Annotated in this window: 22 protein-coding genes and 1 pseudogene; 5 read left to right on the top strand and 18 right to left on the bottom strand. The window is 61.9% G+C overall.

The genetic code is table 11. The features are described from left to right. Positions 1-2 precede the first annotated feature (2 nt). The 3 genes from traD (at position 3) to FHX03_RS26125 (ending at position 3,027) form a co-directional block, all read left to right on the top strand. A complete protein-coding gene (gene traD / locus FHX03_RS26115) occupies positions 3-218 on the top strand; it encodes a type IV conjugative transfer system coupling protein TraD (protein WP_183856171.1) in 216 nt (71 codons plus the stop codon). After that, on the top strand, positions 205-2,139 hold the full coding sequence (traG, locus tag FHX03_RS26120; protein ID WP_183856173.1) for a Ti-type conjugative transfer system protein TraG: 1,935 nt from the start codon (positions 205-207) through the stop codon (positions 2,137-2,139). Before traD ends, traG begins: the two co-directional genes overlap by 14 nt. Positions 2,140-2,577: 438 nt before the next feature. After that, the gene (locus FHX03_RS26125; protein WP_183856175.1) at positions 2,578-3,027 is read left to right on the top strand and encodes a thermonuclease family protein; all 450 of its coding nucleotides are present in this window, start codon (positions 2,578-2,580) and stop codon (positions 3,025-3,027) included. 229 nt (positions 3,028-3,256) lie between these two features. Here the strand turns inward: FHX03_RS26125 and FHX03_RS26130 are convergent, their stop codons facing one another. Further along, positions 3,257-3,574, bottom strand: a complete 318-nt coding sequence (locus tag FHX03_RS26130; RefSeq protein ID WP_183856177.1) for a hypothetical protein — start codon at positions 3,572-3,574, stop codon at positions 3,257-3,259. 442 nt (positions 3,575-4,016) lie between these two features. On the opposite strand from FHX03_RS26130, the gene FHX03_RS26135 reads away from it, so the two are divergent. After that, complete coding sequence (locus tag FHX03_RS26135; protein WP_087002868.1) at positions 4,017-4,325, top strand: WGR domain-containing protein; 309 nt, start codon at positions 4,017-4,019, stop codon at positions 4,323-4,325. 61 nt (positions 4,326-4,386) lie between these two features. Here FHX03_RS26135 and FHX03_RS34680 read toward each other — a convergent pair whose 3' ends face one another. The 17 genes and pseudogenes from FHX03_RS34680 to FHX03_RS26215 form a co-directional block, all read right to left on the bottom strand. Then, complete coding sequence (locus FHX03_RS34680) at positions 4,387-4,560, bottom strand: hypothetical protein (RefSeq protein ID WP_165548346.1); 174 nt, start codon at positions 4,558-4,560, stop codon at positions 4,387-4,389. A 293-nt stretch (positions 4,561-4,853) separates the two neighbouring features. Beyond that, the gene (locus FHX03_RS26145; protein WP_165548345.1) at positions 4,854-5,015 is read right to left on the bottom strand and encodes a hypothetical protein; all 162 of its coding nucleotides are present in this window, start codon (positions 5,013-5,015) and stop codon (positions 4,854-4,856) included. Between the two features lie 299 nt (positions 5,016-5,314). Further along, complete coding sequence (locus tag FHX03_RS26150; protein ID WP_183856179.1) at positions 5,315-5,626, bottom strand: DUF736 domain-containing protein; 312 nt, start codon at positions 5,624-5,626, stop codon at positions 5,315-5,317. 634 nt (positions 5,627-6,260) lie between these two features. Next, on the bottom strand, positions 6,261-7,187 hold the full coding sequence (locus FHX03_RS26155; protein ID WP_183856181.1) for an ArdC family protein: 927 nt from the start codon (positions 7,185-7,187) through the stop codon (positions 6,261-6,263). Between the two features lie 299 nt (positions 7,188-7,486). After that, on the bottom strand, positions 7,487-8,071 hold the full coding sequence (locus tag FHX03_RS26160; protein ID WP_127431459.1) for a hypothetical protein: 585 nt from the start codon (positions 8,069-8,071) through the stop codon (positions 7,487-7,489). A gap of 285 nt (positions 8,072-8,356) precedes the next feature. Next, positions 8,357-8,791 (bottom strand): hypothetical protein, encoded by a 435-nt coding sequence (locus tag FHX03_RS26165; protein ID WP_246699297.1) that lies wholly within the window; start codon positions 8,789-8,791, stop codon positions 8,357-8,359. Further along, positions 8,788-9,675, bottom strand: a complete 888-nt coding sequence (locus FHX03_RS26170; protein WP_183856183.1) for a DUF7007 domain-containing protein — start codon at positions 9,673-9,675, stop codon at positions 8,788-8,790. Before FHX03_RS26170 ends, FHX03_RS26165 begins: the two co-directional genes overlap by 4 nt. Further along, positions 9,672-10,148, bottom strand: a complete 477-nt coding sequence (locus tag FHX03_RS26175; RefSeq protein WP_020048110.1) for a hypothetical protein — start codon at positions 10,146-10,148, stop codon at positions 9,672-9,674. The genes FHX03_RS26170 and FHX03_RS26175 overlap by 4 nt, the downstream gene beginning before the upstream one ends. Before the next feature lie 90 nt (positions 10,149-10,238). Then, entirely contained in the window at positions 10,239-11,987 is a 1,749-nt protein-coding gene (locus tag FHX03_RS26180) for a ParB N-terminal domain-containing protein (protein WP_183856185.1), read from the bottom strand. Positions 11,988-12,502: 515 nt separating this feature from the next. After that, a complete protein-coding gene (locus tag FHX03_RS26185) occupies positions 12,503-17,605 on the bottom strand; it encodes a DEAD/DEAH box helicase family protein (protein ID WP_183856188.1) in 5,103 nt (1,700 codons plus the stop codon). 119 nt (positions 17,606-17,724) lie between these two features. Next, positions 17,725-18,126, bottom strand: coding sequence for a DUF3085 domain-containing protein (locus tag FHX03_RS26190; RefSeq protein ID WP_183856190.1), 402 nt, complete (start codon positions 18,124-18,126; stop codon positions 17,725-17,727). Between the two features lie 10 nt (positions 18,127-18,136). After that, positions 18,137-18,742, bottom strand: a complete 606-nt coding sequence (locus tag FHX03_RS26195; protein ID WP_127431454.1) for a DUF1419 domain-containing protein — start codon at positions 18,740-18,742, stop codon at positions 18,137-18,139. A gap of 64 nt (positions 18,743-18,806) precedes the next feature. Further along, the gene (locus FHX03_RS26200) at positions 18,807-19,832 is read right to left on the bottom strand and encodes a DUF3991 and toprim domain-containing protein (protein ID WP_131702455.1); all 1,026 of its coding nucleotides are present in this window, start codon (positions 19,830-19,832) and stop codon (positions 18,807-18,809) included. 698 nt (positions 19,833-20,530) lie between these two features. Further along, positions 20,531-20,731 (bottom strand): hypothetical protein, encoded by a 201-nt coding sequence (locus tag FHX03_RS26205; RefSeq protein ID WP_127431452.1) that lies wholly within the window; start codon positions 20,729-20,731, stop codon positions 20,531-20,533. A gap of 244 nt (positions 20,732-20,975) precedes the next feature. Next, positions 20,976-21,305, bottom strand: a pseudogene (locus FHX03_RS35015) (aminotransferase); the annotation flags it as partial. A 41-nt stretch (positions 21,306-21,346) separates the two neighbouring features. After that, complete coding sequence (locus tag FHX03_RS26210; RefSeq protein ID WP_183856191.1) at positions 21,347-22,111, bottom strand: GntR family transcriptional regulator; 765 nt, start codon at positions 22,109-22,111, stop codon at positions 21,347-21,349. Further along, the gene (locus FHX03_RS26215; protein WP_183856193.1) at positions 22,108-22,989 is read right to left on the bottom strand and encodes an N-acetylglucosamine kinase; all 882 of its coding nucleotides are present in this window, start codon (positions 22,987-22,989) and stop codon (positions 22,108-22,110) included. The genes FHX03_RS26210 and FHX03_RS26215 overlap by 4 nt, the downstream gene beginning before the upstream one ends. Before the next feature lie 507 nt (positions 22,990-23,496). Here FHX03_RS26215 and FHX03_RS26220 point away from each other — a divergent pair. Further along, a complete protein-coding gene (locus FHX03_RS26220) occupies positions 23,497-24,219 on the top strand; it encodes a Crp/Fnr family transcriptional regulator (RefSeq protein ID WP_131702452.1) in 723 nt (240 codons plus the stop codon). The last annotated feature ends 219 nt before the right edge of the window (positions 24,220-24,438 follow it).

The raw sequence follows: 24,438 nt of genomic DNA on the forward strand, positions 1-24,438 counted from the left end.
GGATGGTGAGGACTTTGACATCCGACGCCCGCAAGAAGGACACGCGCGAGAAGATCGAGCTCGGTGGTCTGATCGTCAAGGCCGGTCTGCGCTACGAGAAGCGAGCGCTGGTGCTGGGCGCGCTGATCGATGCAGCGCGCCGCATCAAGGGTGACGATGGCGAGCGATCCAGGCTCACCGCACTCGGCGTGGAGGCGTTCGGCAATGACGATCAATAGGATTGCGCTCGTCGTCGTGCCGGCGGCGTTGATGATCCCGGTCGTTATCGGAATGACCGGGATCGAGCAGTGGCTTTCCGGTTTCGGTAAGACCGAGGCCGCGCGATTTGCATGGGGGCGGGCAGGAATCGCGCTTCCCTATCTCGCAAGTGCGGCGATCGGGATCGTTTTCTTGTTCGCGAGCGCCGGCGCGATCAATATCAAGCAGGCAGGTTGGGGCGTCGTCGCGGGATGCAGTGGGGCGATTTTGATCGCAGCGCTTCGAGAATCAATGCGCCTTTCCTCTTTCATGAAGACGGTACCCACCGACAAGACGGTCTTGGCCTTTCTCGATCCGGCAACGTCGATCGGAGCGAGTGCGGCGCTCTTATGTGCCTGCTTCGCACTCCGCGTCGCGTTCATCGGCAATGCGGCATTCGCAAGGGCCGAGCCGAAGCGCATTCAGGGCAAGCGGGCGCTGCATGGCGAGGCAGATTGGATGAAGCTCACAGAGGCGGCAAAGTTGTTTCCCGATGCTGGTGGCATCGTCATCGGCGAGCGCTATCGGGTCGATAAAGACAATGTCGGCGCCCGAGCGTTTCGCGCCGACAGCGCCGAGACCTGGGGCGCCGGTGGCAAGTCGCCGTTGCTGTGCTTCGATGGCTCGTTCGGCTCGTCGCACGGGATCGTCTTTGCCGGTTCCGGTGGTTTCAAGACGACGTCGGTGACGATCCCGACGGCACTGAAATGGGGCGGCACGCTGATCGTGCTCGATCCGTCGAACGAGGTCGCACCGATGGTCTCCGCCCATCGCGGCGGAGCGGGGAGGGACGTATTCGTTCTCGATCCGAGGAAACCGGACATCGGCTTTAACGTCCTGGACTGGATCGGCCGTTTCGGCGGAACCAAGGAAGAGGATATTGCCTCAGTGGCCTCATGGATCATGAGCGACAGCGGCAGTGCGCGTGGTGTCCGTGACGACTTCTTTCGTGCATCGGCGCTGCAGCTTCTCACGGCGCTGATCGCCGATGTCTGCCTGTCGGGTCACATGGACGAGAACGAGCAGACGCTTCGGCAGGTGCGCATGAACCTCTCTGAACCCGAGCCGACATTGCGCAAGCGGCTGCAAGACATCTACGACAATTCGGGTTCGGATTTCGTGAAGGAGAACGTCGCAGCCTTCGTCAACATGACGCCGGAAACCTTCTCCGGCGTCTATGCCAATGCGGTCAAGGAAACGCACTGGCTTTCCTATCCGAACTATGCCGCCCTCGTGTCGGGACGGAAATTCTCGACCGGCGACATCGCGGCTGGGAATACGGACGTCTTCATCAACATCGAGCTAAAGACATTGGAGACCCACTCGGGTCTTGCGCGGGTCATCATCGGCTCGTTTCTGAATGCGATCTACAATCGCGACGGACAGATCAAGGGGCGCGCGCTGTTTCTCCTCGATGAGGTCGCCCGCCTCGGCTACATGCGGATCATCGAGACAGCGCGCGACGCCGGACGCAAATACGGCATCACGCTGACAATGATCTATCAGTCGATCGGCCAGATGCGCGAAACCTATGGCGGTCGCGACGCGGCAAGCAAGTGGTTCGAGAGCGCCAGCTGGATTTCCTTCGCCGCGATCAACGATCCCGAGACCGCCGATTACATCTCCCGACGCTGCGGAATGACAACGGTCGAGATCGACCAGGTCAGCCGCAGTTTCCAGGCAAGGGGATCGTCTCGAACGCGCTCCAAGCAGCTCGCTGCCAGACCACTCATCCAGCCCCACGAAGTCCTGCGCATGCGTGCCGACGAACAGATCGTGTTCACCGCAGGAAACGCGCCGCTCAGATGCGGACGAGCTATCTGGTTCCGGCGCGGCGACATGAAGGCATGCGTCGGCACGAACAGGTTTCACATGATCGGCGATACGCCAAAGACTGCATGATCCAAGCCGGCGCGCAGTGCAAACAAGCAAGGCTGATCCAGGAAAATGAAGAGTATCGGAGAAATCAGCATAGCGACGCCCGACGGGCGGGATTTCGGGAATTCTCGTCGTGCGACGGGCGGGAAACAGAGCAGCCGCGGGAGCCTCAACATAGTGGCCCCAAAGGGGAGGCGGGATCGACTGCTCCCCGCCCCTCGCACACCATTTTGGCGGCCACACCGCAGCGCAGAGACAAGCTCCTCCGTAAACGCAGATGAAACCGGGTCCGACATAGGCTGAGGCGAAACGAGGAATCGGATAGTGGCGAAATCGAATATAGTTCCGTTCAGAAAGCCGCCGAAGGCCGGACGCGCCCGCGATCGGCAGCGCGCGGGCGGAGGACTGGCAAGATCTGGGCGGATCAGACGGCGTAGACGCTCGGCGGCAGTTCTATGCACTGTGATCATTGCCGTTGGAGGTTGGCTTGCCTATGGCGGCAACGAAGCTCTCCCCGGTTTCGCCACTTTGGCCAAGACATCGACGACGGATTCATTGTCGGCGGCATTTTCGATCTGCGGCGACAGCCACCGGACGAACTGCGTCGTCGATGGCGACACCTTCTGGTTCGAGGGCGAGAAAATCCGCATCGCCGACATCGATACGCCTGAACTCAGCCCGCCCCGCTGCGAGGCCGAAAGGATCAAAGGTGAAGCGGCAAAATCCCGGCTGCTGGCGCTGCTCAACGCTGGGAAGTTCTCTCTGGCGGCCGGGTTCCGTGATGAAGACAAGTACGGTCGCAAACTTCGCACCGTGTCTCGCGCAGGCAATTCGCTGGGCGACGTCTTGATCGGCGAAGGGCTCGCCCGATCATGGGATGGTGCCCGACACGGCTGGTGCCAAGGCGGGTGACAGCGAACCATCGCTTCCCCGGCACGGGAGAAGGATAGGGGTTTGGGGAAAGGGAGGAGGGAACCGTCCCCTTTCCCCATGGGAGGAAGTTTGAAGGAGGGGCATTGCCGTTCCTTCATGGGGTGAGGTTTGAGAGGGGCGGCAGAGCCCCCCTTTCATAGCCGCTCCGGCTGGAACGGCTCACGCGAAGTCAAGGACCAGAGGCGGCAAGCCGCCTCTGGTCTGGATCTCAATCGGCGGGATCGAAGAAGGGCTCTTTGTCCTCCAGGCCGATGCGCCATCGTTTGTCGGACCACCGCGACGGGAGGTAGATCTCATCACCGCCGAAATGCGCAATGATGATCTTGTCGGCCTCGTGGAACAGACCGAAATCGACCTTGTTCTCGACTGCCCAAAGCAGCGCCGCAGACAGAAACTCGCACGAGATATCCGCGGGCAAATGAACTTCCGCATCGAAATTTCCGCGCAAGCGTTCAAGCCAATCCGGCTGTTGATCCGACCGCTTCTGGTCGTCTCCAATCTGGTGAGTGATTTGATGCTTTGTCATCAGGGTCTCCTTTTCGTTTCTGACGAAAGGTGTCCGCACCATAGTCCGTGAGGGGTCAGGGACCGCGGAACGCGGCCGCCGTGCGGCGAGCGGAGGAACCGATTTTCCCTGTGCCGCTTGCGGTGCAGGGAAAATTGGAGGGGCCGCGATGTCCTTGACGCCGGAACGGCGGGTGCAAAATGGGACGTCAGAGAGAGATAGAACCGCGTCCTGAAGGGACGCGACCGCTTGCCATCTCCGATGGCGACGGGAGGCTCCGGCGGTCTCCGGACAATGACATTTGGCAGAGGCATGCTTCTTGCTGCGAGAGGATCGTGACCCGACTGGGCGGAGAACGCGTGCGGGCTCCGGTCGCAGCGCGACTAGAGCCGTGCGCCGTCGGCGCCTCGCGCGAGCGCCATTCTTCACAAAAATGAATCGGTCGCACTTGTAGGATTCACATATGTCGTTGGACGTGGCGGCGCCGTGTGACGATCATGCCGGCATGATTTCGCAACCCTACCAGCTCTATGTCGAACGAACGGATCCAGCCAAGAACATGGCGCGGTACTATGCCATGCAGATCGAGCAGACGATGTTCGGAGAGGCCTGCCTGACCCGACGCTGGGGAAGGATCGGGAAACGTGGTCAGGAGAAACAGCATGTGTTCGAACGGGAAGAAGAAGCGGTTCAGTTGTTCCTTGAGCTGTTGAAGCAAAAGCGTGGTCGCGGCTATCAGCCAAAAACAACGCGCCGAAATTTTCGGAGCTGACCATAATTGCTTTCCTCGTTCCAGCTGACAGAGGAGGGGCCACTGAAGCCGCCACGGCGCGTCATTCGCGCCGGTTCCAGTCGGTCTCGAACGACGCCTCGATCTCGACGAAGAACGGAATCTTGATTGGGAGCTTGAGACAGAGTTTCCCCTTGCGGAAGAAGTGACAGATCACCTTGCCGAGGACGCGGAGCCGACGGCCGGTGGCGGTGAGGAATTGAGCGAGCTGTTGCACAGTATTTTCTCCTTTCGAGATGCGGATATCGCGGGATAAGCCGCATGACGGACAAGGAGGGACGCACCTGAAAGGCCGAAACGAGAGTGGAGGACCTGCCGCCTCCTGGATTCTGGCGCGCGAGGAGCCGCAATACGGCGGGGAAAAGCCTGGCGCCGGCAGGTTGCGGCGCGACGGGCGGGATGCAACATCCCCGATGTCGATGACGGTAGATCGAAAGGAAAGTTGCAGCGGATCGCTCCTGTCCGTACTGTGGACGGCGGCGGAACGGCAGCGCCGGTGATATGCCGCCCTCAGAAAGGCGGCTCGGCCTCGGTGGAACCGTCCTGTTCGGCAAGCATGACGATCAGCTCGGCCTGGGCGATCTCAAGCTCGGCTTCGATCTGGCGGCGCTCGGCGGGCTCAATGCAGGCATTCAGCTCGGCGCGCAGTTCTTCGATTTGTTGTTCGATCATCGTCATCTCCTTGATGTTTGAGAAAGATGACGCCCGCCGGCGTGGCGGTGGGTCAGGGTCAAGGATCGCGCTTGCGACCGCCAGCGGCGGCGAGTGGGGGAGCCGAAATGCGCCAAGCATTTTGGGGGGACCGCTCGTCCTTGAGGCTGGCCCGGCTCCACGGCACGATTGGCTCGATATGAGCAGACCCCCACCTCTCCGTATGGCACCCTAAAAGTCGGGAGCGGGCTCGACGCCCGTTGCGGCATTCTCAAAGCGGCCAGTTGGCCCCGCCTCGGTGGCGGGGCCTTCTTTAGATCTCAATCCCGATTGGGGCGGGACCAGATCAGCTGGTAACCGTCCTCGCCTTCGACCTCGGAGAGCGTTGCGTAGATCGGGGCGGGGAAGCTCGGATCGTCCAGCTTGACCGAGAGATAGTCGCGGTCGCTCTCGCTGGAGCGTTTCTGCCAGGCCGCACCCAGCTCGACATTGCCGGCGTAGATGCGGAAGTGCGGCCCCTTGTCGGAGGGGTTGTCGACGCGGGCGATGCGGGCCTTGACGTTGAGTGCGAGGGTGCGGATCGAGCCGGTGAAGCCGTTTTCGTTTGCGGTGAAATTGCCGATGGTAGCCATTGTCTGTTCCTTTCGGTTGTTTCGGGCCGCGCCCTTCGCGGCCTCGATGGCTGTCGTAAGGATCGGGGACGATCGGACCGCACCTGGAAGGCCGTAATGAAATGGAGGGCGGTCGGGAGAAACTTTGTTGTCGCGCGAGGAATGCGAACGCAGTTCGCAGGGGAAGAAAGTTGCGGACGGCCGTTGCGGGAGAACGATCGAGGCGAAGCCGGTCTCCGATCAGACATGCCTCATCGAGCCCGCGGAGGGCGTGGCCTATGACAGCGGTGGAAGGAACTTGGTCATGGCCCTCGCCGTGCGTTGCCCCGGCAGAACAGCCCGGCCGCGAAGCCGTTCCCCAGCCTCTAAAGCATAGCGTCGGCTTCGGATGCGACAAACTCGGCCGCCCGGGCAGTTGCCTCCTCTCATCAACGCAATATTGTCGGGCCGAGATTCGTCGCTTGGAGGATCTATGCGTCAGCAGACAAAGCCGTTTACCGTCGAAATCAAGCAGTCCCGGAAGCTGAAAGCCGCCGATCGGAAACCATCGATCTGGGGGAAGCTGGACCTCACGTCCGATGAGCACGCTCTTGCGGAGAGAGAGCCGAAAGAGCTGTCAGCCGTTGCGGGTGACAACGACCGACCTTAGCGTCTCCTACGCAACCGCTCTCTTGTCGGCCAGAATGGGCTGGAGACCGTGCAGGAAGCTGACAGCACGCTGGGCATGGGCTGCTGCCTGAAAAATAGCCCGCTTGTCATCGGAGATGACCTTCAGCCACGAGGCAAGGTAAGACGTATGGTCCGGCCGTGGCTCCAACTCCGGCACGATCCCAAGATCGGCGCATAGGAAGCAGCTTCCAAGCTCGGCGATCAGCTCTTCGCGGGCGCGCTCGCTCTTGTCTTTGGCATATCGGCTGAGATCGCGTCCGACGCGATCTGGGCGCGCCGTCCAATGGCAGCTTTCGTGACTCAGGGTCGCCACGTAAGACGCGGCGTCGCGGAACGTCTCGAACGGCGGCATCTGGATGTGGTCCGTTACCGGCGAATAATAGGCCTCCACTCCACCATGGCGAATGACGGCGTCCGTGTTTCGGAAAAAGCGATCGGCGTGCTCGACCCGCTCGACCGGATCGAGCACCGGACCCGGTCGGTGATGGTAGTGTCCCGGCAACCCGCCGATCTGCTCAGTGTTGAAGACCGTGTATGCCTTCAGAAACGGGATCTCCCGGTCGACTTCTCCACCATTGCCGTCCGCCTCGGATTTGGTGAAACGACTGGCGAAGACGACCGTCGAACCGGTCTCGCCCTTGCGCACCGCCGCTCCGAGTTCGAGCGCCTGCTTGAACGTCATCCACATGGGTGAGGTGAAGCCGCGCGCCATTCCCTCCGACCATAACAACAGAATGTTCATGCCCGAATAGGGCTGACCGTTGTAGCGTAGCGGCCGGGTAATCCGGCCATTTGTGTTGGCCGCGTGCCAGGGTTTCATCCAGGGTTTTACACCTTTTTCCAGATCGGCAACGATCCGGGCCGTGATCCGTGCATAGATGTCGGCGCGTTCGCCCTCGGCTTTCCTGCTCATGTCATTATCCTCCGTTTTGGAGGCCGCGCCCACCGCGGCCCCGTCGCGGAGGTCCGAAGGCAGGAGAGATCGGGTGGCATGCCGCACCGGAACTGCCGGAACGGAGAGAAGGACGGCGAAGCCGTTGCGGCGGACAACCGGCTCCTGCAGGACCGCCGACCGGGACGGGGTCGCGTGGCGAGCGGGGTCCATGTTTCTCTTCCTTCTGATGACCTGGAAAAAGGCCGGTCCCAAAGGAACCGGCCTAATGATCAGGGAGAGGGAAGAAAGGGCGGAGCCGAAGCTCCGCCCGAAACGGCTCAACCGAGAGCCGCCATCTGCGCCTCGGCCGCCTTGCGGTCGAGCGACTGGCCCGGGTTTTCGACCGGGCGGTCGAAAGGCTTCCAGGCTTCGCCGATGACGTGGCTGTAAGCAGCGACTGCGCCCTCGGCGGCCATCCGCAACGCGTGGGACTGTATGCCCATGTCGGCGGCGAATTCGCGTTTGCGCTGGGCGGCGCTGTCGTAACCGACCGGGCCATCGAGATCCTCGTCGCGGGCATCGTTCGCCGATTTGGCGGTGGCGTCTCGGGCCTCGGTGACGGCGCGGCTGTAGAACTGGCCGGCTCCGTGCGCCGAGCCGACATAGGCCCCGACGATGCGCTGGAGATGGATCTGCATCGCCTTCTCGCCGAGGCCGTCCGAGAGGCTGTCGGCGGTCTCAATGATCAGGCGCTCATGGAGCTCACGGACGCCGTCACTGTCGACCACCGCCGTTCCAAAACTCTCGGCAATCAGCATTGCCTGGACGGTGTCCGGGCATGTGAGCCTGACCATCTCGAGGGTCGCGCCCTTGCGGAGCGGCACGACGCGGGGGGAGGGTCGATTGGTTGCGGGCTTGGCCATGGGATCTTCCTTTCGTGGTTTCCACCGAAGCGGCTCCGGCCCCTGCCGGTCTGCCCTTCGATGCGATCGACAGGAACCGGCTGAGGACGGGCGCTTTCACAGGTCCGGGACGGCCGGACGAGCGAAACGGGTTTGCGGACAAGCGGGGTAAAGCCCTGCGAAGGACGCGGAGCCGTTTTGCGAGGGAGGCTGCACCGGCCGCTCCGCGGCGCCGCCAGCGACCTTGAAACGACCGGCCGCCGGTTCAGACCGCAGCGAAAACGAAGGGCAGACCGGCGGGGCGGGCTAAGGCTCCGAAACCCCGGAGGAGAGAGCCCCTCGCGACCGACAGCCCGCATCCCTTCCTCCAGCGCGGATCAGCCGCCACGAAAGCCCCCATACGGTCAGACTCACGCCGCCGCATTTACCCGCATCATCGCCGAGCATCAGACGCATGGTAGTGATCGCCCGCTCCTGATGTTGGAGTTTGCGAGCTAGGGCAGCGATTTCCGTTCGCCGTTCGAAGCTGAGCCGCTCGACGTGATCCTGAAACAGCTGTTCGTCGGAGCGCGTCCACCGCGACCCGCCCCGGCGGTGCGAGCGGGCTTTCGCCTTCTCGGTGGCCGCTCTGCGTTCGGCCCGGCCCGTGATCTGCCGGTGAATGCGATCGAGATGGTGGCGGGTCTCTCGCCGCGCCGCCTCCATGCGGAAGAGAAGAACGCAGGGACTGACCGGTTTCATGGACTGGTCACCCGCGCCTGCCAATTGATGAAAGACGACGGTCCGTCATAGGCAGCGTGGCGCGCCGGATCGATGACGAAGCCAAATCGGCCAACCTCGTACTCGTCTCTTGGCACGAGATAGCGGCGTTCTTCATCGGTTGCCCGCAGCCCGCCGATCGTGGCGATGACTTCGGTTATCCCGGCATGCTGCTCCGAGCGTAGCGCGGAGATGACGATCCAGTCGCCGGCATGCTCCCGCTCGAAGGCGCGGCGATCCTTCTCATGGGATTCACCGGGCGCAAGGGGGCGACCGAAGATCGCTTCCCAGGCATCGGGCCACGAATCCCGGATCGTCCAATCGGCGCACTTGCGCTCGTATCCGGTAAAGAGATTCGGATAGGCGAGGGCAATCGCGGCCCACGCGGTATCTTCTTCGTACCAGCCGCCTGCGCAACGAAGCATCGGATGAATCTTGACGTTGCACTCGTTGCACAACTTGAACCCGCCATGCCCGGCCGTGGTGTGAGAGACGATACCCTCCGCGTAGACGGTGGCGCCCTGCGAAGGTCCCCACGGGGTGGAGCAGTTCATCCGAACCGTTGGCCGGGCGAGCGCCCGGAGCTCGCGGCTGTGTTCGGCCTGTTCGAACAACCGTGCTTGAAATTCCGCCTCATCCGCAACGGCGCCATGATGCGAATAGAAGTCGTCGCGTTTGAGTTCGGAAAGCGGCCGTGCCACACGCCAGGCGCTCGCGAGAAAATGCTGGCCATCGCGTCCCGACACCATGGCGAAAACGAGATCGCCGACACGGGCGACAGGCAGGTCATCGGCGCTGCGGCTGAACTCCGGCCCTGGCAAATCACGGGCGGAAGCTGCTTTGGCTTGGAGAGCAGGCGTGTTCATGCCGCGACCCTCCCCTCGACATGATCGGCCGCCACTTCATCGGCAGTGACCTCTTCCAGCACGGCATCGGGATAGCCATGCCGGGCCAACCATTCCTCCGCGGCTTGGCGATTAGCGGCGAGGTGGACGAGTTCGGCGTTGTCGCCGGCGCGGTCGAAGACCCTGACGTGGCCGAGCTGCGGGCGCTCGATCACCTTGAATGTCAGGCTGCTGTCGAGCGAGAACGTCCTGTGGATACGGATCGTGATGACGCCATTGCCGCCGAAATCGCCCTCATGCAGCGTGAAATCCGGCGACAGGTTGGCATTGCCGATGCCGCGCTTGCCCTGTTTGCGGATCAGCCTGCCCTTGCTGTTGCGGTTTTCCCAGGCGGCGAGCTTCTTCCTGTGGCGCTCGGGCGGGCGGGGCGTGCCGTCGGACCAGACGACAATCGAGCCGATCGGGGCGAGGTCATAAATCAAAGACGCAGACATCTTCGTTCTCCTATTTTGAGGTGTGGAAACAAAGCAGCCGCCGGTGATGGCCGGCGGCGGTATCGATCAGTATGACGTTGTGGGAGAGGGTTACTCGGCCGCAATTCCGTAAGCGGTATCGGGATCCTCAGTGCTGGTGTCAGCGTCGGCTTCATCCAGTTCTTCGAGCCCGGTGTCGGCTGCGTTGCCGCCGTCCTCGATGCTGCCCATCGGCCCGTCGGCGGGTGCATCGTCGTCCTCGCCCCCTTGCTCCATGTTCTTGGCCAGCCACTCGCCCAGCTTCACGTCATCGGGTGCGAAGAGGCCGGACGGATGCACGAAACGCTCTTCCTTGAAGTGCTCGACAAGGGCAGCCCGGGTGTCCCTGACGCGCGGGCGGGGAGCGACACTCCTACCGCCGCAGGACGCTTCCAGTGCCGTACGCGATAGGCACGCGAGGAATTGCTCCGTGCCCATGTTCGGAAGATAGGTGTCGGCGCCGATGGCATCCCCGGCGATCCGGGCGACAATACCACTGTCCGTGCGGTTGGTCCGCGCCGACAGTGCGTCGATCAGGGTCAACCTCGCCACGACACGAAGCGTGTCCGTGGCGAACTCCAGTTTACCGCTTTCACCGATCAGCCGGACAGCGTGCCGGGCGAAACGCCTGGAGCCGTAGAGATGGTTGGAGGTTTCGGAGCCGGAGTCGACCGAGACGTTCTGCCCGGCGAATGCGAGGACGAGCAGCGCCATGAGGATATCGTCCTCGATCGGCGCTCGTGCCAATGCCTCGTGCAGAGCGTCTGTGCGGAAATCGCCGATCATGTCGAGGCCGTTTCGGGTCACGTCGGGACGGGTCTTGGCTGCAACATCGATGGCCTCGTTTCCGTCCTCACCGCCGGGCGCGGTCGGATCGGCCTTGCCGTTCGCCTTCTTCGCCTCCGGCATCCGGAAGTGGGCGGACTGCACCTTGCCCTCTCGATCGAGATACATGGCGGTGCAATCGCCCTTGCCGGGCTTGCCGTAGACACGCTCCGCCTTCGGCGGCAACTGCGGCTGGCCCCAATTGTTGAGCTCGACGATGGAACCCTTCTTCGGGAGATTGCTGCTCATCCATTCCTGCTGCGCACCGAGGAACGCTTCGACGTTCGTCGTGAAGCGATTGTCCTCGTCAGCCGGTCCGAACAGGTCTTCCGCCCATTCGATGCCATAGGCCTGGCGAAGATCGTCGCCAAAGCTCGCATCGCGCGCGAACATGCGGGTCTTGGTGAGGCCGGTGGCGATCGCCCACCAGGATGCCGTGTCACCCTTCTTCGGCTTGTGGGCCTTCCAGACTTCCTTCTGCTCGTCGAGCGACGCCGCGGAAATCGTGCGAAGCTGCTGCTCGTTTGGCATGTCGCCCCTGGCCATGTGATCGAGCATCGCCGGCAGCACATTGGCGAGCAGTCGAAGCTTCCGGATCTGTCTGACCGGCAACGCCAGCGCAATCGCGATCGCTTCCTCGGTCCAGCCGAGAGCAACGAGGCGCTCGATGCCGCGCCATTGGTCGACCGGATTGAGCGGTTCGCGCGCGATGTTTTCGATCATCGAACGCATCGCGCCATTGTCGTTGGCCGCCTCAACGACGATAACATCGATTTCCTCGATGCCGGCGGCGATCGCCATGCGGGTGCGCCGGTGACCGGCTTCGATGACATAGCCGTTGCCGCCGGCTTCGGCGAAAATGACGGGCGGCTGGATGATGCCGACGGCCTTGATGGTCGCAAGCAGCAGCGCGTCGGCCTGGGGCGTCGACTTCGACTGGCGCGTATTGTCGGGATTGTCCTTCAGCGCACGCGGATCGACCTTCATGAGTTGCATGGGAGTGTTCCTTTCCGGGGGATGCGGACCTGGCCCTCTGCCGGTCCTTCCTGTCTTCATTTTTTTCCTGAAGACATCTTCCGGACCGCAAAGCGGCCCGACCGGCGCAACAGCGGTCGAGCAGCCCTGCCGCGAAGGACAAGCGGGGCTAACAGCCCTGCGAAGGACGAGTGGCCGGGATGCGGAGGCGGCGGTTGAGCGACAGCGGCGGCGGGAGGACCGATCTGCGATCGGTTCTCCTTCCCTTTCCCCTTCTCCCTTTCCCAACTTCTTCTGATAAGCGCTCTGCTACAGAGCTCGAAATCTGGTTGCGAGGGAACAAAAAAATGGGCCGTCGGAGAACCGAGGCCCATGAAGTGTGAAGGTCAAAAACCTCCAGAGGGGAACAGCTGTTGCGGCGGCACTGGGAGGAGACCGCCATGTGCATCAGCTGTGTGCACTATGATCATTTTTTGATCAGATGGAAAACATTTATTGTGCAATGCACCTATGCGCATGCGGCACTGCTTCCAAGATCAAGCTGATTGCCTGGCAGAGGTACCTGCCTCGCGCGCCTCGGCTGCGAATTCCGCCTCAACGTCCCGGAGCTGGCGACGCTTTTCGCCCAGTTCCGCGGCAAAGGCGAATTCGCCACCGTCACGGGTTTGGTATGAGGCAAGACGTCTGCGCGCCTCCTCCAGCCGCTGGCGATAGCGTTCCCGCTCCCCGTCGAAGTCGTCGAGCGCGTGCTCAAGGCGGGAGACCGCGCCGAGCGGCGTCACCGTGACAGCGAGATCGATCTCGTAATCCGCCCCCGTGCGCTGAAGCAGGGTCGTGTAGCGATAGCCGTCAGACCTGCCGAACCGCTCGCCATCATAGACGAGATCGAAGCCACCAATGGAGGCGATGACGATCTCACCCTCCTGTTGAAGCTGGACGAGGGTAAGGATTTCCTTCATCAGCGCGCGGCCGGCTTCCTTTCGCTCATCGTATGAAACGCCCGTGACGGTCATCGTGAAGGCATCTCCCGCAGTCGGAACCAGCCGTCGGATATCCCTGCCGATCTCGTCGATACGCCGGGTCGATACCTCGATGTCGCGTTCGGCGTCCCGGACTTGCCGACGCACCGCGAACAGATCATCATCATGGGCGGCGCGTAACCGCTCGAGACGAGCGATTTCCGCTTCGAGCCCGGCCTTCTGCATCAGGCGCTCGTCGCCCGATGCAATCGCCTTGGCCATGGCGAACTGGTTGGCCTGGCCTTCCCCAAGGTCGTCCAGCCGGCGGATCGAGGTGTCGCCAGAAAGGGCGGCGGCGATAAAGCGGGCCTTGCGCTCATTGTTCTGCCACATCGCAGCATCGAGTGACCCTTGCGTAGCATAGGCGAAGATATCGACGACATCGTGCTGATTGCCTTGGCGGACGATTCGACCCTCGCGCTGCTCGATCTGGGATGGAAGCCACGGCACATCGAGGTGATGCAGCGCCTTCAATCTGAGCTGGGCGTTAACGCCGGTGCCCATCATTTCCGAGGAGCCGATCAGGAAGCGAACCTTGCCCGAACGGACGTCGCCGAACAGGCGTTGCTTTGCCTCGGTCTTCTTGAAGTCCTGAATACAGGCGATTTCCGATGGCGGGACACCGAGACGGACCAGTTCGTCGCGAATCCAGCGATAGGCGCTGAAGCCGCGCGTCTTCTCGACATTGATGGTGCCGAGATCGGAGAAGATCATCTGCGCGGCGCCCGGCAGTTCATAGGGCTTGCCGTCCGGGCGATGGTAGGTGTTTTCGCCCGTTTCCTTCCAGATGTGAAAAGCGTTCTCGATGAGCAGATTGAGCTTGTTGTCCGGCTCGTCGTCGTTTGCCGGAATGACCAGCCGCAGGTCGATCGCCGCGTGGCGGCCGTCGGTGATGACGGATAACAGTATGTCGTCGCCGGGCTGGGCCGGGCCCTCGCGCATCTCGATCGCCTTGATGCGGCTGTCGAGGATCTGCTGATAAAGTTTGAAGGCCGGCGTCGGCCTGGCCGTGAGAATCTGCCGCCGGCCGGTCGAGAGTGCGGGGACCTTCACATATTGTTTCAGGTCCTCCGGCATCACCACGTCGGCGAAGGAGCGGAACATGGCGATCAGCTCGGGCACGTTGACGAAGCTCGCAAACCGGCTGACCGGCTTGTATTTACCGGACGGCTGGATTTCGAGTTCGGTCGTCGTGTCGCCGAAGGTCGAGGCCCAGGCGTCGAATTCGTGAAGCCCGCGTTCGCGGAGCGCCTCGTGGCCGAGCAGGCGCTGGATCGAGAACATCTCACCGAGCGTGTTGGTGATTGGCGTGCCGGAGGCCAGCACGAGCGCGCGGCCGGGATTTTTGGTCTCGATATAGCGAGACTTGACATAGAGGTCCCAGGCCCGCTGCGATCCGTTCGGGTCGATGCCTTTCAGCGTCGACATATTGGTCGCAAAAGAGAGTTTGCGGAATTCCTGCGCCTCGTCAACGATGATCTGATCAACGCCGATTTCCGAGATCGTGAGAAGGTCGTCCTTGCGCGTTGAGAGCGCTTCCAACCGCTCTTGCAAACCTTCCTTCAGGCGCTCGAGCCGCTTTCGCGACACCCGATCCTCGCTGTCCACCTTCGTGAGCAGATCCTCGTAGAGCTCGAGCTCGTCCTGGATCATCTGGCTCTCGAAAGCCGACGGCACGGCGATGAACCTGAAGGCAGAATGGGTAATGATGATTGCATCCCAGGCTGCCGTGGCGGCGCGCGACAGGAAACGTGCTCGTTTGTCCTTGGTGAAGTTTGTCTCGTCGGCGACGAGGATGCGGGCATTCGGATAGAGGGCGAGGAACTCGCGCGCTGCCTGTGCCAGGCAATGGCCAGGCACGACCAGCATCGCCTTGGCGATCAGGCCGAGACGGCGCTGCTCCATGATTGCGGCGGCCATCGTCATCGTCTTGCCGGCGCCGACGGCGTGAGCGAGGTAGGTCGAGCCGGAGGAGATTATCCTCCAGATACCACGCTTCTGGTGCCCATACAGAACAAAGGCGCCGGAGGCGCCGGGCAGTTTCAGATGCGAGCCGTCGAACTTCCGCGGCGCGATATCGTTGAACCGGTCATTGTAGGCTCGCGCCACCCGGTCGGTGCGGTCGGGGTCAGTCCAGACCCAGTTCTGAAAAGCTTCCTTGATCTTTTGTAGCTTGTCGCGGGCTGCTTCGGTATCGACGACGTTCAGAACGCGGCGTTCACCCCCAACATCCCTATACACGTCGAAGATCTGTGGAACCCGGCTGTTCAGCGCATCGGCCAGCAGTTCGCCGGCGTGACGGCGCGCCGTGCCCCATTCGGAGGTCCCCACGGCACTATAGCCAAGCTGCCGTGCCTCGACGGTCCATGACCCGAGCTCCGGCATATGGTGGATCCTGATGTCCACATCCATCGTTTCCTTGACGAAGGCGACGACATCGGCAGCCGGAATCCAAGGTGCGCCGAGACGTGCGGTGATATCCGACGGCCGGAGGTCGGCAGGCTGGACGTCCTGCAGCGCTCGGACATTGCGCTCGTATATTGGATCGAGTGCAGCCGCCGCTTCGGCGACGGTGAGCTTCGTGCGGACCGGGCCTGAGAGATAGGCGTCAGAGGTCTGCCAGGAGCCATCGGCGGGATCGCGGAAGATGGCGTCACCGAGTTCGTCGATGACAGCGTTGGGGTCGCGATGCAGCAACTCGGCAATATGCTCGGGATCAACGCGGCCGCGTTCGTTGAGGACGACAGCCAGCGCATCGGCCGCACTGGTGATGACGGGTGGTGCCGGAGGCGAAATGACCCGCTCGGAGAAGATCGGACCGGGCTTTGCCGTGTCTGTTTCGAGGTCGTAGTCCTCGATCGAGGCCACCAGCCAGCAATCCGGGTCGTCCAGGAACGGCTGGAGATTGGACCGGCGATGGGTTTCGCGGACCTCGCCCGTCTCATCATCCTCCGAGATCGAGACCGTCGTGTGGTTGATTGGCCCGAAGTCTCGGACGAAACTCGACCAGGCAATACGCAGCCGAACCTGCAGATCCCACCACGGCTGGTCGCGTTCCTGCGCTTTCAGCACCTCGCGCACGGCATCGCGGATCGGAACCAGCTTCTTGATAATCCGGACATGCTTTTCGGACAGGCCGTCGCCTGACCGGCCTTTCCGCACCGAAACCGCGAGCGGCACTCCGTCGATCATCTGCATGAGGCCGTGGCGGTTATTGATGAAGAAGCTGCCCTCGCGGACCTTGTCGTTGCCGGAGCGGAGATCGACGATCTCGCCCAGTTCCTCTTCCAGATCGATGTCGATCTGCGTCGGCTCGCCGTCATACAGATTCTCCGGAAGAAGAGCGATCACGGCCTTCAGTGCCGTTTCCAGGTCTTCACCGGCGCGTGGCCGGCACGTATAGGTCTCGCCGAACGGGCCAGACGTTAGGGCGTGCTCGCCGAGCACGAGATCCGGGTGCTCTGCGAACCAGCGGTTCACGCGGATTGCACCGTCGTCGGATGTGGCCGGGTGCACCTCCTCCAGATCGAGCCACGACAGATCGCCCTCCGGCTCGGCGATCCGGCGCTTGCGGAAGAACAGGATGTCCACCACTACGTCCGTGCCGGCATCTGCCTGGAAGCTGCCCTCGGGCAGGCGGACAGCGGCGATCAGATCGGCGGATCTGACGATATGCTCGCGGGCCGTCGCGTCCGCCTTGTCCATCGTGCCGGCGCTGGTCACGAACGCCGCGAGTGCACCAGGCTTCAAGAGATCGATCGACCGGGCGATGAAGTAGTCGTGCAGTTGGAGACCGAGCGGACGGTACTGCCGATCCGAGCGAACCGTTCGATCGGAGAAGGGCGGGTTGCCGATGGCGAGATCATAGATCGCATTGAGATCGGTGCGCGCAAAGTCGGCGTTGATGACGCGCGCCTTCGGCTGAAGCAGCCGGGCGATCCGTGCCGTGACCGGATCGAGTTCGATTCCGGTGACTCGAGCGTTATCCCTGAACGCGGTTGGCATCAGCGCCGGAAACAGGCCCGTGCCGATCCCCGGCTCCAGCACCCGGCCTCCACGCCAGCCGAGACGCTGAAGTCCCGCCCAGACCGCGCGGACGATGTATTCCGGCGTGAAGTGTGCATACTGAGTGCAGCGGGCGAGCGAGGCGTAGTCGGTCTCGGTGACGGCACTTTCGAGCGAACCGCCGAGATCGTCCCAGCCCTTGCGGAATGCAGTTTCGCCGGGCCGGCGAAAAATCCCATTCGCAAGATCCGAGGCGCCAAAACCGGTGAAGCGGATCAGCTTCGCCTGTTCGTCACGGGTGGCGGGTCGATCCTGTTTTTCGATTTCGGTGGCAGTCAGGATGGCCGCAAGATTTGCCTTCGCCCGCTCCTTCCAGGTCGCGGCCAAGCCGCGGTCGTCGCCGTCGTTGAGATAGAAGTTGGTTCGCTCGCCGTGTCTCCGCGTCGCCGGCCGCTTCATAGCTGGCAGAAGCAATGCCGGCGTGGGGGAGGGCGGCGGTGGATCGGGATCGTCGTCATTGGCGGCGAAACCGCCAAACGCGGTGACACCCAGGCCGAAGCCGGACGACAATGCGCTGCTGCCTGATATATCGAGGGTGAAGGGATCGTGGGACATGAAAGCTCCTTTTCGAGGATGTGCGCCATCGCCCACGGGACAGGTCCCGTGGCTGCGAAGGCGGATGAAAATGAGTTGTGGGAATTGGACCTGGTTCGTCCGGCGGCAGCGATCGCGAGCTACGAGCGCGTGATTACGGAGAGCTGCGGGGTTTCCGTCGCAAACTCCGCCCGCAGATACGTGGCTTCCGGGTTTGTGGAAAGCAAGGCTTCCAGGCTCTCAGCGTCGATGAAGACGATGCCGTCGTCTCCCCCGAAATACCGGCGCTTGTAGTGCCAATGGTCCGGATTGGTCTTCGGATCGCACTCGTCGGCATAGACCGCGAGTGCCCTTTGACCCTCTGCCAATTTTCCGTTGGAAAGCACATAGACGCCTTCATCGCCGACGATCCACAGGCCGTGCCGTTCGTCGTTGTCCGGGAGAAGTCCATAGTGAGGATTGCGGAAACCGCCATTGGCTGCCGCGTCGGTGCGTCCGCGCGCGATCACCGCACGGACATCGACCGCGCTAAAAGTGAACATGGCGTCCTCCTCACGCGGCGATCGGGGAGGGAAGGTGGCGAAGATGCACCGGCAGCTTCACAGCGATCTCCCCGTCGGTGAGTTCCTCGAGTAGCTTCAGGAAAGTGCCCTCGTTGCCGCCATAGAGCACGACGGTGCGCTTGCCGCGAGCGGACTGCGGCCACTTGTCTCCGGCATAGCCGCGGTAATCGTCGGCAGTCGTGCTCCAGATATGCTCGAGCCGCTCTTGCCGCGTCATGGCCCGGACCGGACGGCTTTCGCGCTCGATGATGGCGACGCGCATCGTTTCGACGGATGCCTTGTCGGAAAGATCGCAATAGCCATGGAAATACCGGATCGCCTCGTCGATCCTGAGCGCGAAGAACACTGATGTCACCGAGCCTGTCATGTATTCGCGCATCGCAAACATGGACCCTCGGATCCACAATGGCGGTAGGATCTCGAACATGTAATCATGCTCGGTCTCGCCGATCTCGAACCATTCGTCTGCGTAGAATGGCGCGGCATCACCATCCCAACGGTTTGGGCGCTGCGCGTGGCGATCGAACATGCGGAACATCTGCTGGCGGCTTGCGACGCCCTGAAAAACCTTGGCGATTGCGGGAGAGGGGATCATCTGCGGCTCCTTGCGCGTTTTCGGACCGAAGTGCGGCGCCGTCCTCTCGACCTCGCCATCCTCTTCAATCCTTCATGACCCCTTCCGAGCTGCCGGCATCGCGACCGGCCGGGTCAAGGGCCGGCTCCGCCGGGCGAAGCCTCCCTTGATGCGGGCGATGCGAATGCGGCACGCCGCTTTCCTTTTCCCGTTTTTCCTTTTTCCCAATCTTCAGGGTCTCGTTCCAGTCCTCCTCGGGCGGGCGCAGCCGCGTCCAGTCGCACCCGGTATCCTCGGCGAGCGCCCGTAATCGCTCGGCAAACAGATCGCCTTGTGCATTGGCGTCCGTTGCGGCGACGAGTTGGGCGCCGGGCCGGAAGGTCAGTTCCCACAGCGCGGCTTGCGTGGCCGGCGACCATCCGCCGCCGGTGCTCAGATAGAGCGTGCCGTCGCGCAAACCCTCGATCGCCGCGAGACTCATGGCGTCAATCGCAGCTTCGGTGACGGCCAGGCGCCACGCAGTAGGCGGCCCGAGACGGAAAAGAACCTTGTTCCCTCCAGAGGCGAACCCTCGGTATTGCGGACCTCGCGCCTCCCAGCCAGTCACAACGCCGACACCGTCCGTATGAGCTGCCCACATGCTCCCGTATGGCCCTTCCCGCAGAAGGTCGCCTTTGATCGCCACGCGGAGCAACGGCACCGGCAGGCAACGATCGCCATGGAGATAATGCCATGTCGGTGATCCGTGCCATGGGCGCCGGCGCGCCTGCCAGCGCTCGGGAAGAGAGAGGTTGTATCCTCCTTCATGCCTCGCGGGCTGCCACTCCGGATCTGTGATCCTGACACCGACGAGATCCGCGACCCTTTCGGCGCCTTCGAGAAAACCGACATGGTCGAGATGCTCGACAAGCCTGAATACGTCGCCTTTCGCATCGCTGAGCGGATCGAACCATCCGCGCCCCTCATGCGTGACGATGATGATTTCACCGTCACGGCGAAACTTGATCGCCCGCCGGGTGCTTTCCTTGATGTCGATGGCGAAGCTCGCCCTTTCGAGAACGGCCGCGCAACTGACCCGTTCGCGCAGCGCTTCTATGTCTCTTCTCTTCATTTTATTTCCGATCGCCCGGCGATCGGCCCTCGTTGCCTTCTTTGCCCGTCGTTTCGCGGGCACCCTTCGGCCAGCCGCGAAGAGCAAAGGCGGCAAGGGCGCGGCTGACAAGTGTCGGGTCATGCTATGCTCGACCGCGGCGAAGCCTCCCTTGCGGCTTGCAGTTCGCAAGCGGCACGCCAGAGGCAGGGGCAGGTTCAATGAGCCGGCCAGGGAAAGAATTCGTGAACGATCGCAAGATCGTTGTCGGGGTCGATTCCGTCAGAGGGTAGAACGCCGTACTCGCCATCGGCTTCGACGCGGGAGAGCTGGAAGGCGTTGGACCGTGCGAAGGAAAGATCGCGCGACTTTAAGGAGGTTCAATGGGAGCTGGCCAATTCCCGCTCAATGGCTCCTCAAAGGCAGGGGACGGACGCGATCAGCCCGACGCGGAGCGGCAGCGGCCACAACTTCCTAGCGGACCTTCAGCGGGTTGACGGTAGAATCCGGAGCTCGGCCAGGATCTATCACAAACACGCGGATCGGCCTGCTTTCGTGCCACCTCTCAGCGGCGTGCCGCACCGACCTCAGGAGCCAGTGTCTCCGTACTTTCAAAACCGATGGCGCGATCTTGCTGCGGGCTGACGTTGCCAAGACGACGCATTTAAAAGCAGCATGCAAAGCAAGGTGAAAGCGTCCGGCGCCAGCGACCGTGGCGATCAATCTGACCGCGTGATCTTCATTTTCTCGAGCGCCTGTTCCACTGAGTCGGCGTTGAGTGAAATAACCGCACGCTCCACGCACACCTCAATTTCAGCGGTATCCTTTCCCTCGATCAACGCGATATCAGTCACCGCCCAGCCTCTAGATATCCAATGGAGGCAGGTTCGTTCAAGCGGCGAGAGTATCGCAATCTTCATGGCGTGCTGGTTCCACTCAGCCAAAGCCAGCAGGTTTCCGAGCGGAAAGCATCGACCATGAGATTGGAGAACCTGTGCAAATTTGATCCAAGATCACCATGATCGCTTGTCTCGAAACCCTTTGGCCTACCTGTCCAGCTCGACTTCAACTCAAACTTAGGGTCAACACCAAGAGATCTGCGTCGTCTTCAGGCACAAGCCGACCTTTGTGCTCAGCATGCTCATGGCGTTGGTGGGTCCCGCAAGCGGGAAGCGTATTTGTCAGAGCAATCCAAGCGGCGCCGGCGCGCGTGGCTGCCTTGGGAAGGCGGCCCGCGACCAAGTTGGGCTCGAGACCGTAGTTTGATGCGAGTGACAGCCGAATCGAAGCGACTGCAATTTCGCGCTTAGCTCGATTGAATATTTCAGGGATATGGCGGCGTGGTCGGACAAGCCTCGAGCGACTGTGACGACGAATTCGGAGTCCAGGGCGCGCAAACCGCATCGAAGGCAGCCAAGTCATTCGCTAAGCGACCGAGCAATCTGGCCGCAGCTTCTGAACTTCGTCGATCTCTCGGCGCATGTTCGTTTGCATGGTGGCGTGCAAGATAGGATCCTGTCTTGTAAGAAGAGGGGTCAGTCTTCGAGAAAGGTGAGCTCGCTGACGAAACCTTCGGCATTGCCTCGGAAAAGAGAGCGGGTGAATTCGATCGCGCGGCCCGAAGCAAGATAGGCAACGCGTTTTGTCAAAAGCCCAGCCGTTCCGACCGCGACGCCAAGCGTTGTGGCGTCCGGATCTTCGATGTTAAGTGCGAAAGTGCGTTGGATCGCACGAACGGGTCTAAAGTTTGCGTCCGCGAGTGTGTTGCAGATGGAACAGGTAACGGTACGAGCGTCGGGCAGGAACTCGGAGGAAATGCATATGCGTTCAATCGCAATCGGCTGGCCCGCCGAGCTCCGCAAATGGGTGATGCGCACGACGCGACTGTCGCTTGACAGGCCGAGTGTCATCATCTCCTCTGGTGCGGGATGGGACGTGCTGCGCTCGATGCACTCGACTTTCGTGCCCGATCCAAGCCAGGAAATGCCACCTGTCAAAAGATACGCGCGTGACGGAGGCTGATCTGCGCGGACCGCCGATCCGGCTACGAAGGTTCCTGAGCCGCGCCGGCGAACCAGAAATCCGTCTTGCACGAGATGGTCGATTGCTTTGCGGACCGTTACACGGCTAACGCGGACATGTTCAGCGAGGTCTCGTTCGGGATAAAGAACGTCGCCCACTTTGAGTTTACCCGACAGGATCGCCTTTTCAAGCGCCAGGCGAAGCCTTTGATAGAGCGGACCGGCGCCGTTGATGTCTGTGCCCCATCCTGGAAGCATAGCCGCAAGCGTGTCGCTCATTCGATCGCTTTCAGATGCCCGAAGCGCGACACAGCCAGGGCCACGGCCCCGCTCAGTGCATCGCCTTCGGGCGTTACCAGTAGACTTTGATGCCGTGCAGCGATCCAGGACGAATACAGCGGCCCCAATCCCCCGAGCAGGCAAATCTTCTGCGTTCCTCGAGCGACTAGACGATCAAGTGCTTCGTCAACTGAAACAGCGGCTTCTTGCAACAGGCGCGCGGCGACAGCATCGCCCCGTTTCATGTGCTCGAATACGCGCGGCGCATAGCGGCCGAAGGCGCCGGGCTTTGCATGCCGCGCAAACTCGACGATATTGCGCGGGTCATTTTTGAATTCCGCAAGGACGGAGGCGGTCATCGCGGACATCTCGTGGATGCCGTCATATGCGAGCAGCGTTTCTTGCAAAAGCGCATGTCCAATACGAGCACCGCTGCCGAGGTCGCCCACAGTAAAGCCCCATCCGCCGACGTAGGTCACCGTTTCGCAGTGGCGGGAAATGTAGATCGTGCCTGTTCCTAAAATGGCGACGGCTCCGTCTTTATCACCAAGCGCGCCTTGTAGCGCGATCAGCCCGTCTGACTCGATGTCCGCCTGGGCGAAGGGTAGCCTGTTTTTCACGTAGTGAACGGCCTCGCCGACATTATTGCCTGCGACCCCAAGTACTGCACGCGCCGAGGCGATGCTACGCGCATTGATGCCAGCTGCGTAGAAAGCCCCGCGGGTCGCACTGGCAATGTTGTCGACGGCCGTATCCGGATCGGAGAGAATGTTAGCTGGCCCGGCTTGAGCCCGCGCAAGGATACTCCCGTTCGCACCGGCGACTGCAGCTCGGCAGCTGGTGCCACCGCCGTCGATTCCGATTAGGTAGACAGTCATCCGCCCGTTCCTTCAGGATGTCATCTGACACAACGTCGATCGCGTTCAGGCCGCACCAGCCGCGCGCACCCTTAGTACGTTCGTCGCACAAACATACTGGGCCGTCAATTCGAAATCGGCTAGGAGTATGGGCGACCCAGCTGAAGCACCCGTAATGCCTTTCGACCTGAACCCTTTCCCCGTCGCGAGTAACCGTCATACAATTTGGGATATGCTCGTGCGCAAACACGTCGGCAGCTTCGTCGCCCAGGTTGGAAGATCTTTGCTTCGTCGTTCAAGTTTGAAGGATTCTGCGGGTCGGCCTCGTGTCGAGGCAGGCGCTTCCAACAACAGCATGGCACGGAAACTTTGATCTGGGTCAACTCGCGGTCCCGGCGAAATTGGTAATCATCAAGCCGCGCCGGAGGAAATCGGGATAGCCGAACCCGCAATCGCGACGTAAGCGTCTGAGTATGCCCAGCATGCGCAGCCACATCCGGCACACGCGGATTTTGAAGGGATCAGGACATGGACGTTGCACGCAGTAAGGGTTCCGACGCCGGCACTCCCGTCGCTTGCGCTTCCTGCCAGGCGCGGCACGGCGTCGTCTGCGGCGTACTGTCGAGCGGTCAGTTAAAGGACCTCGGCCGCCACTCGCTGCGCCGCAAGGTCGATGCCGGCAGCGAGATCATCGCTCAAGGGTCGGAAAGCTCTTTCTATTCGAACATAATGCGCGGGGTGGTGAAACTCTGTAAGGTGATGCCGGACGGGCGCCAGCAGATCGTCGACCTGCAATTCGCCCCCGATTTCGTCGGCAGGCCCTTCGTGCGCGAAAGTACGCTGTCGGCTGAGGCTGCGACCGATGTCGAAATCTGCGTCTTTCCCCGCGACCTGCTCGACCGCATGATATCGGAGACGCCGGAACTGCGGCGCAGCCTGCACGATCAGGCGCTGAAGGAGCTGGACGCCGCGCGCGAATGGATGCTGACGCTCGGCCGGCGCACCGCCGAGGAGAAGGTCGCAAGCCTGCTCCACCTCATCGCCACCCACGCCGAACCGCAAACGGCCACGACCACCGCCTTCGACCTGCCGCTTTCCCGCGCCGAGATCGCCGATTTTCTCGGTCTGACCATTGAAACCGTCAGCCGCCAGATAACCAGGCTGCGCAAGAGCGGCGTCATTCGCATCGAGAAGTTTCGACATATCATCGTCCCCAACATGGATGAGCTGGAGCGGATGATCAGCGCATAGAACGGGATCAGCTGCCGAATTCGGGATCAGCGCGTGATTACGACGCGGTTGTTGGCGAGGCCAGCCTGTGGCGCCAGCAGCGCTCCTCATCACATCACCCACCCGGGACCCCGTCCCCATTCAGGCTCGAACGAGGCAGATACATGAACAAGATCAAGGTCGCCAATCCCGTCGCCGATCTCGACGGCGATGAAATGACGCGCATCATCTGGCAGCTCA

The sequence above is a fragment of the Rhizobium sp. BK456 genome (genome assembly GCF_014194045.1).
GTDB lineage: Bacteria > Pseudomonadota > Alphaproteobacteria > Rhizobiales > Rhizobiaceae > Rhizobium > Rhizobium redzepovicii.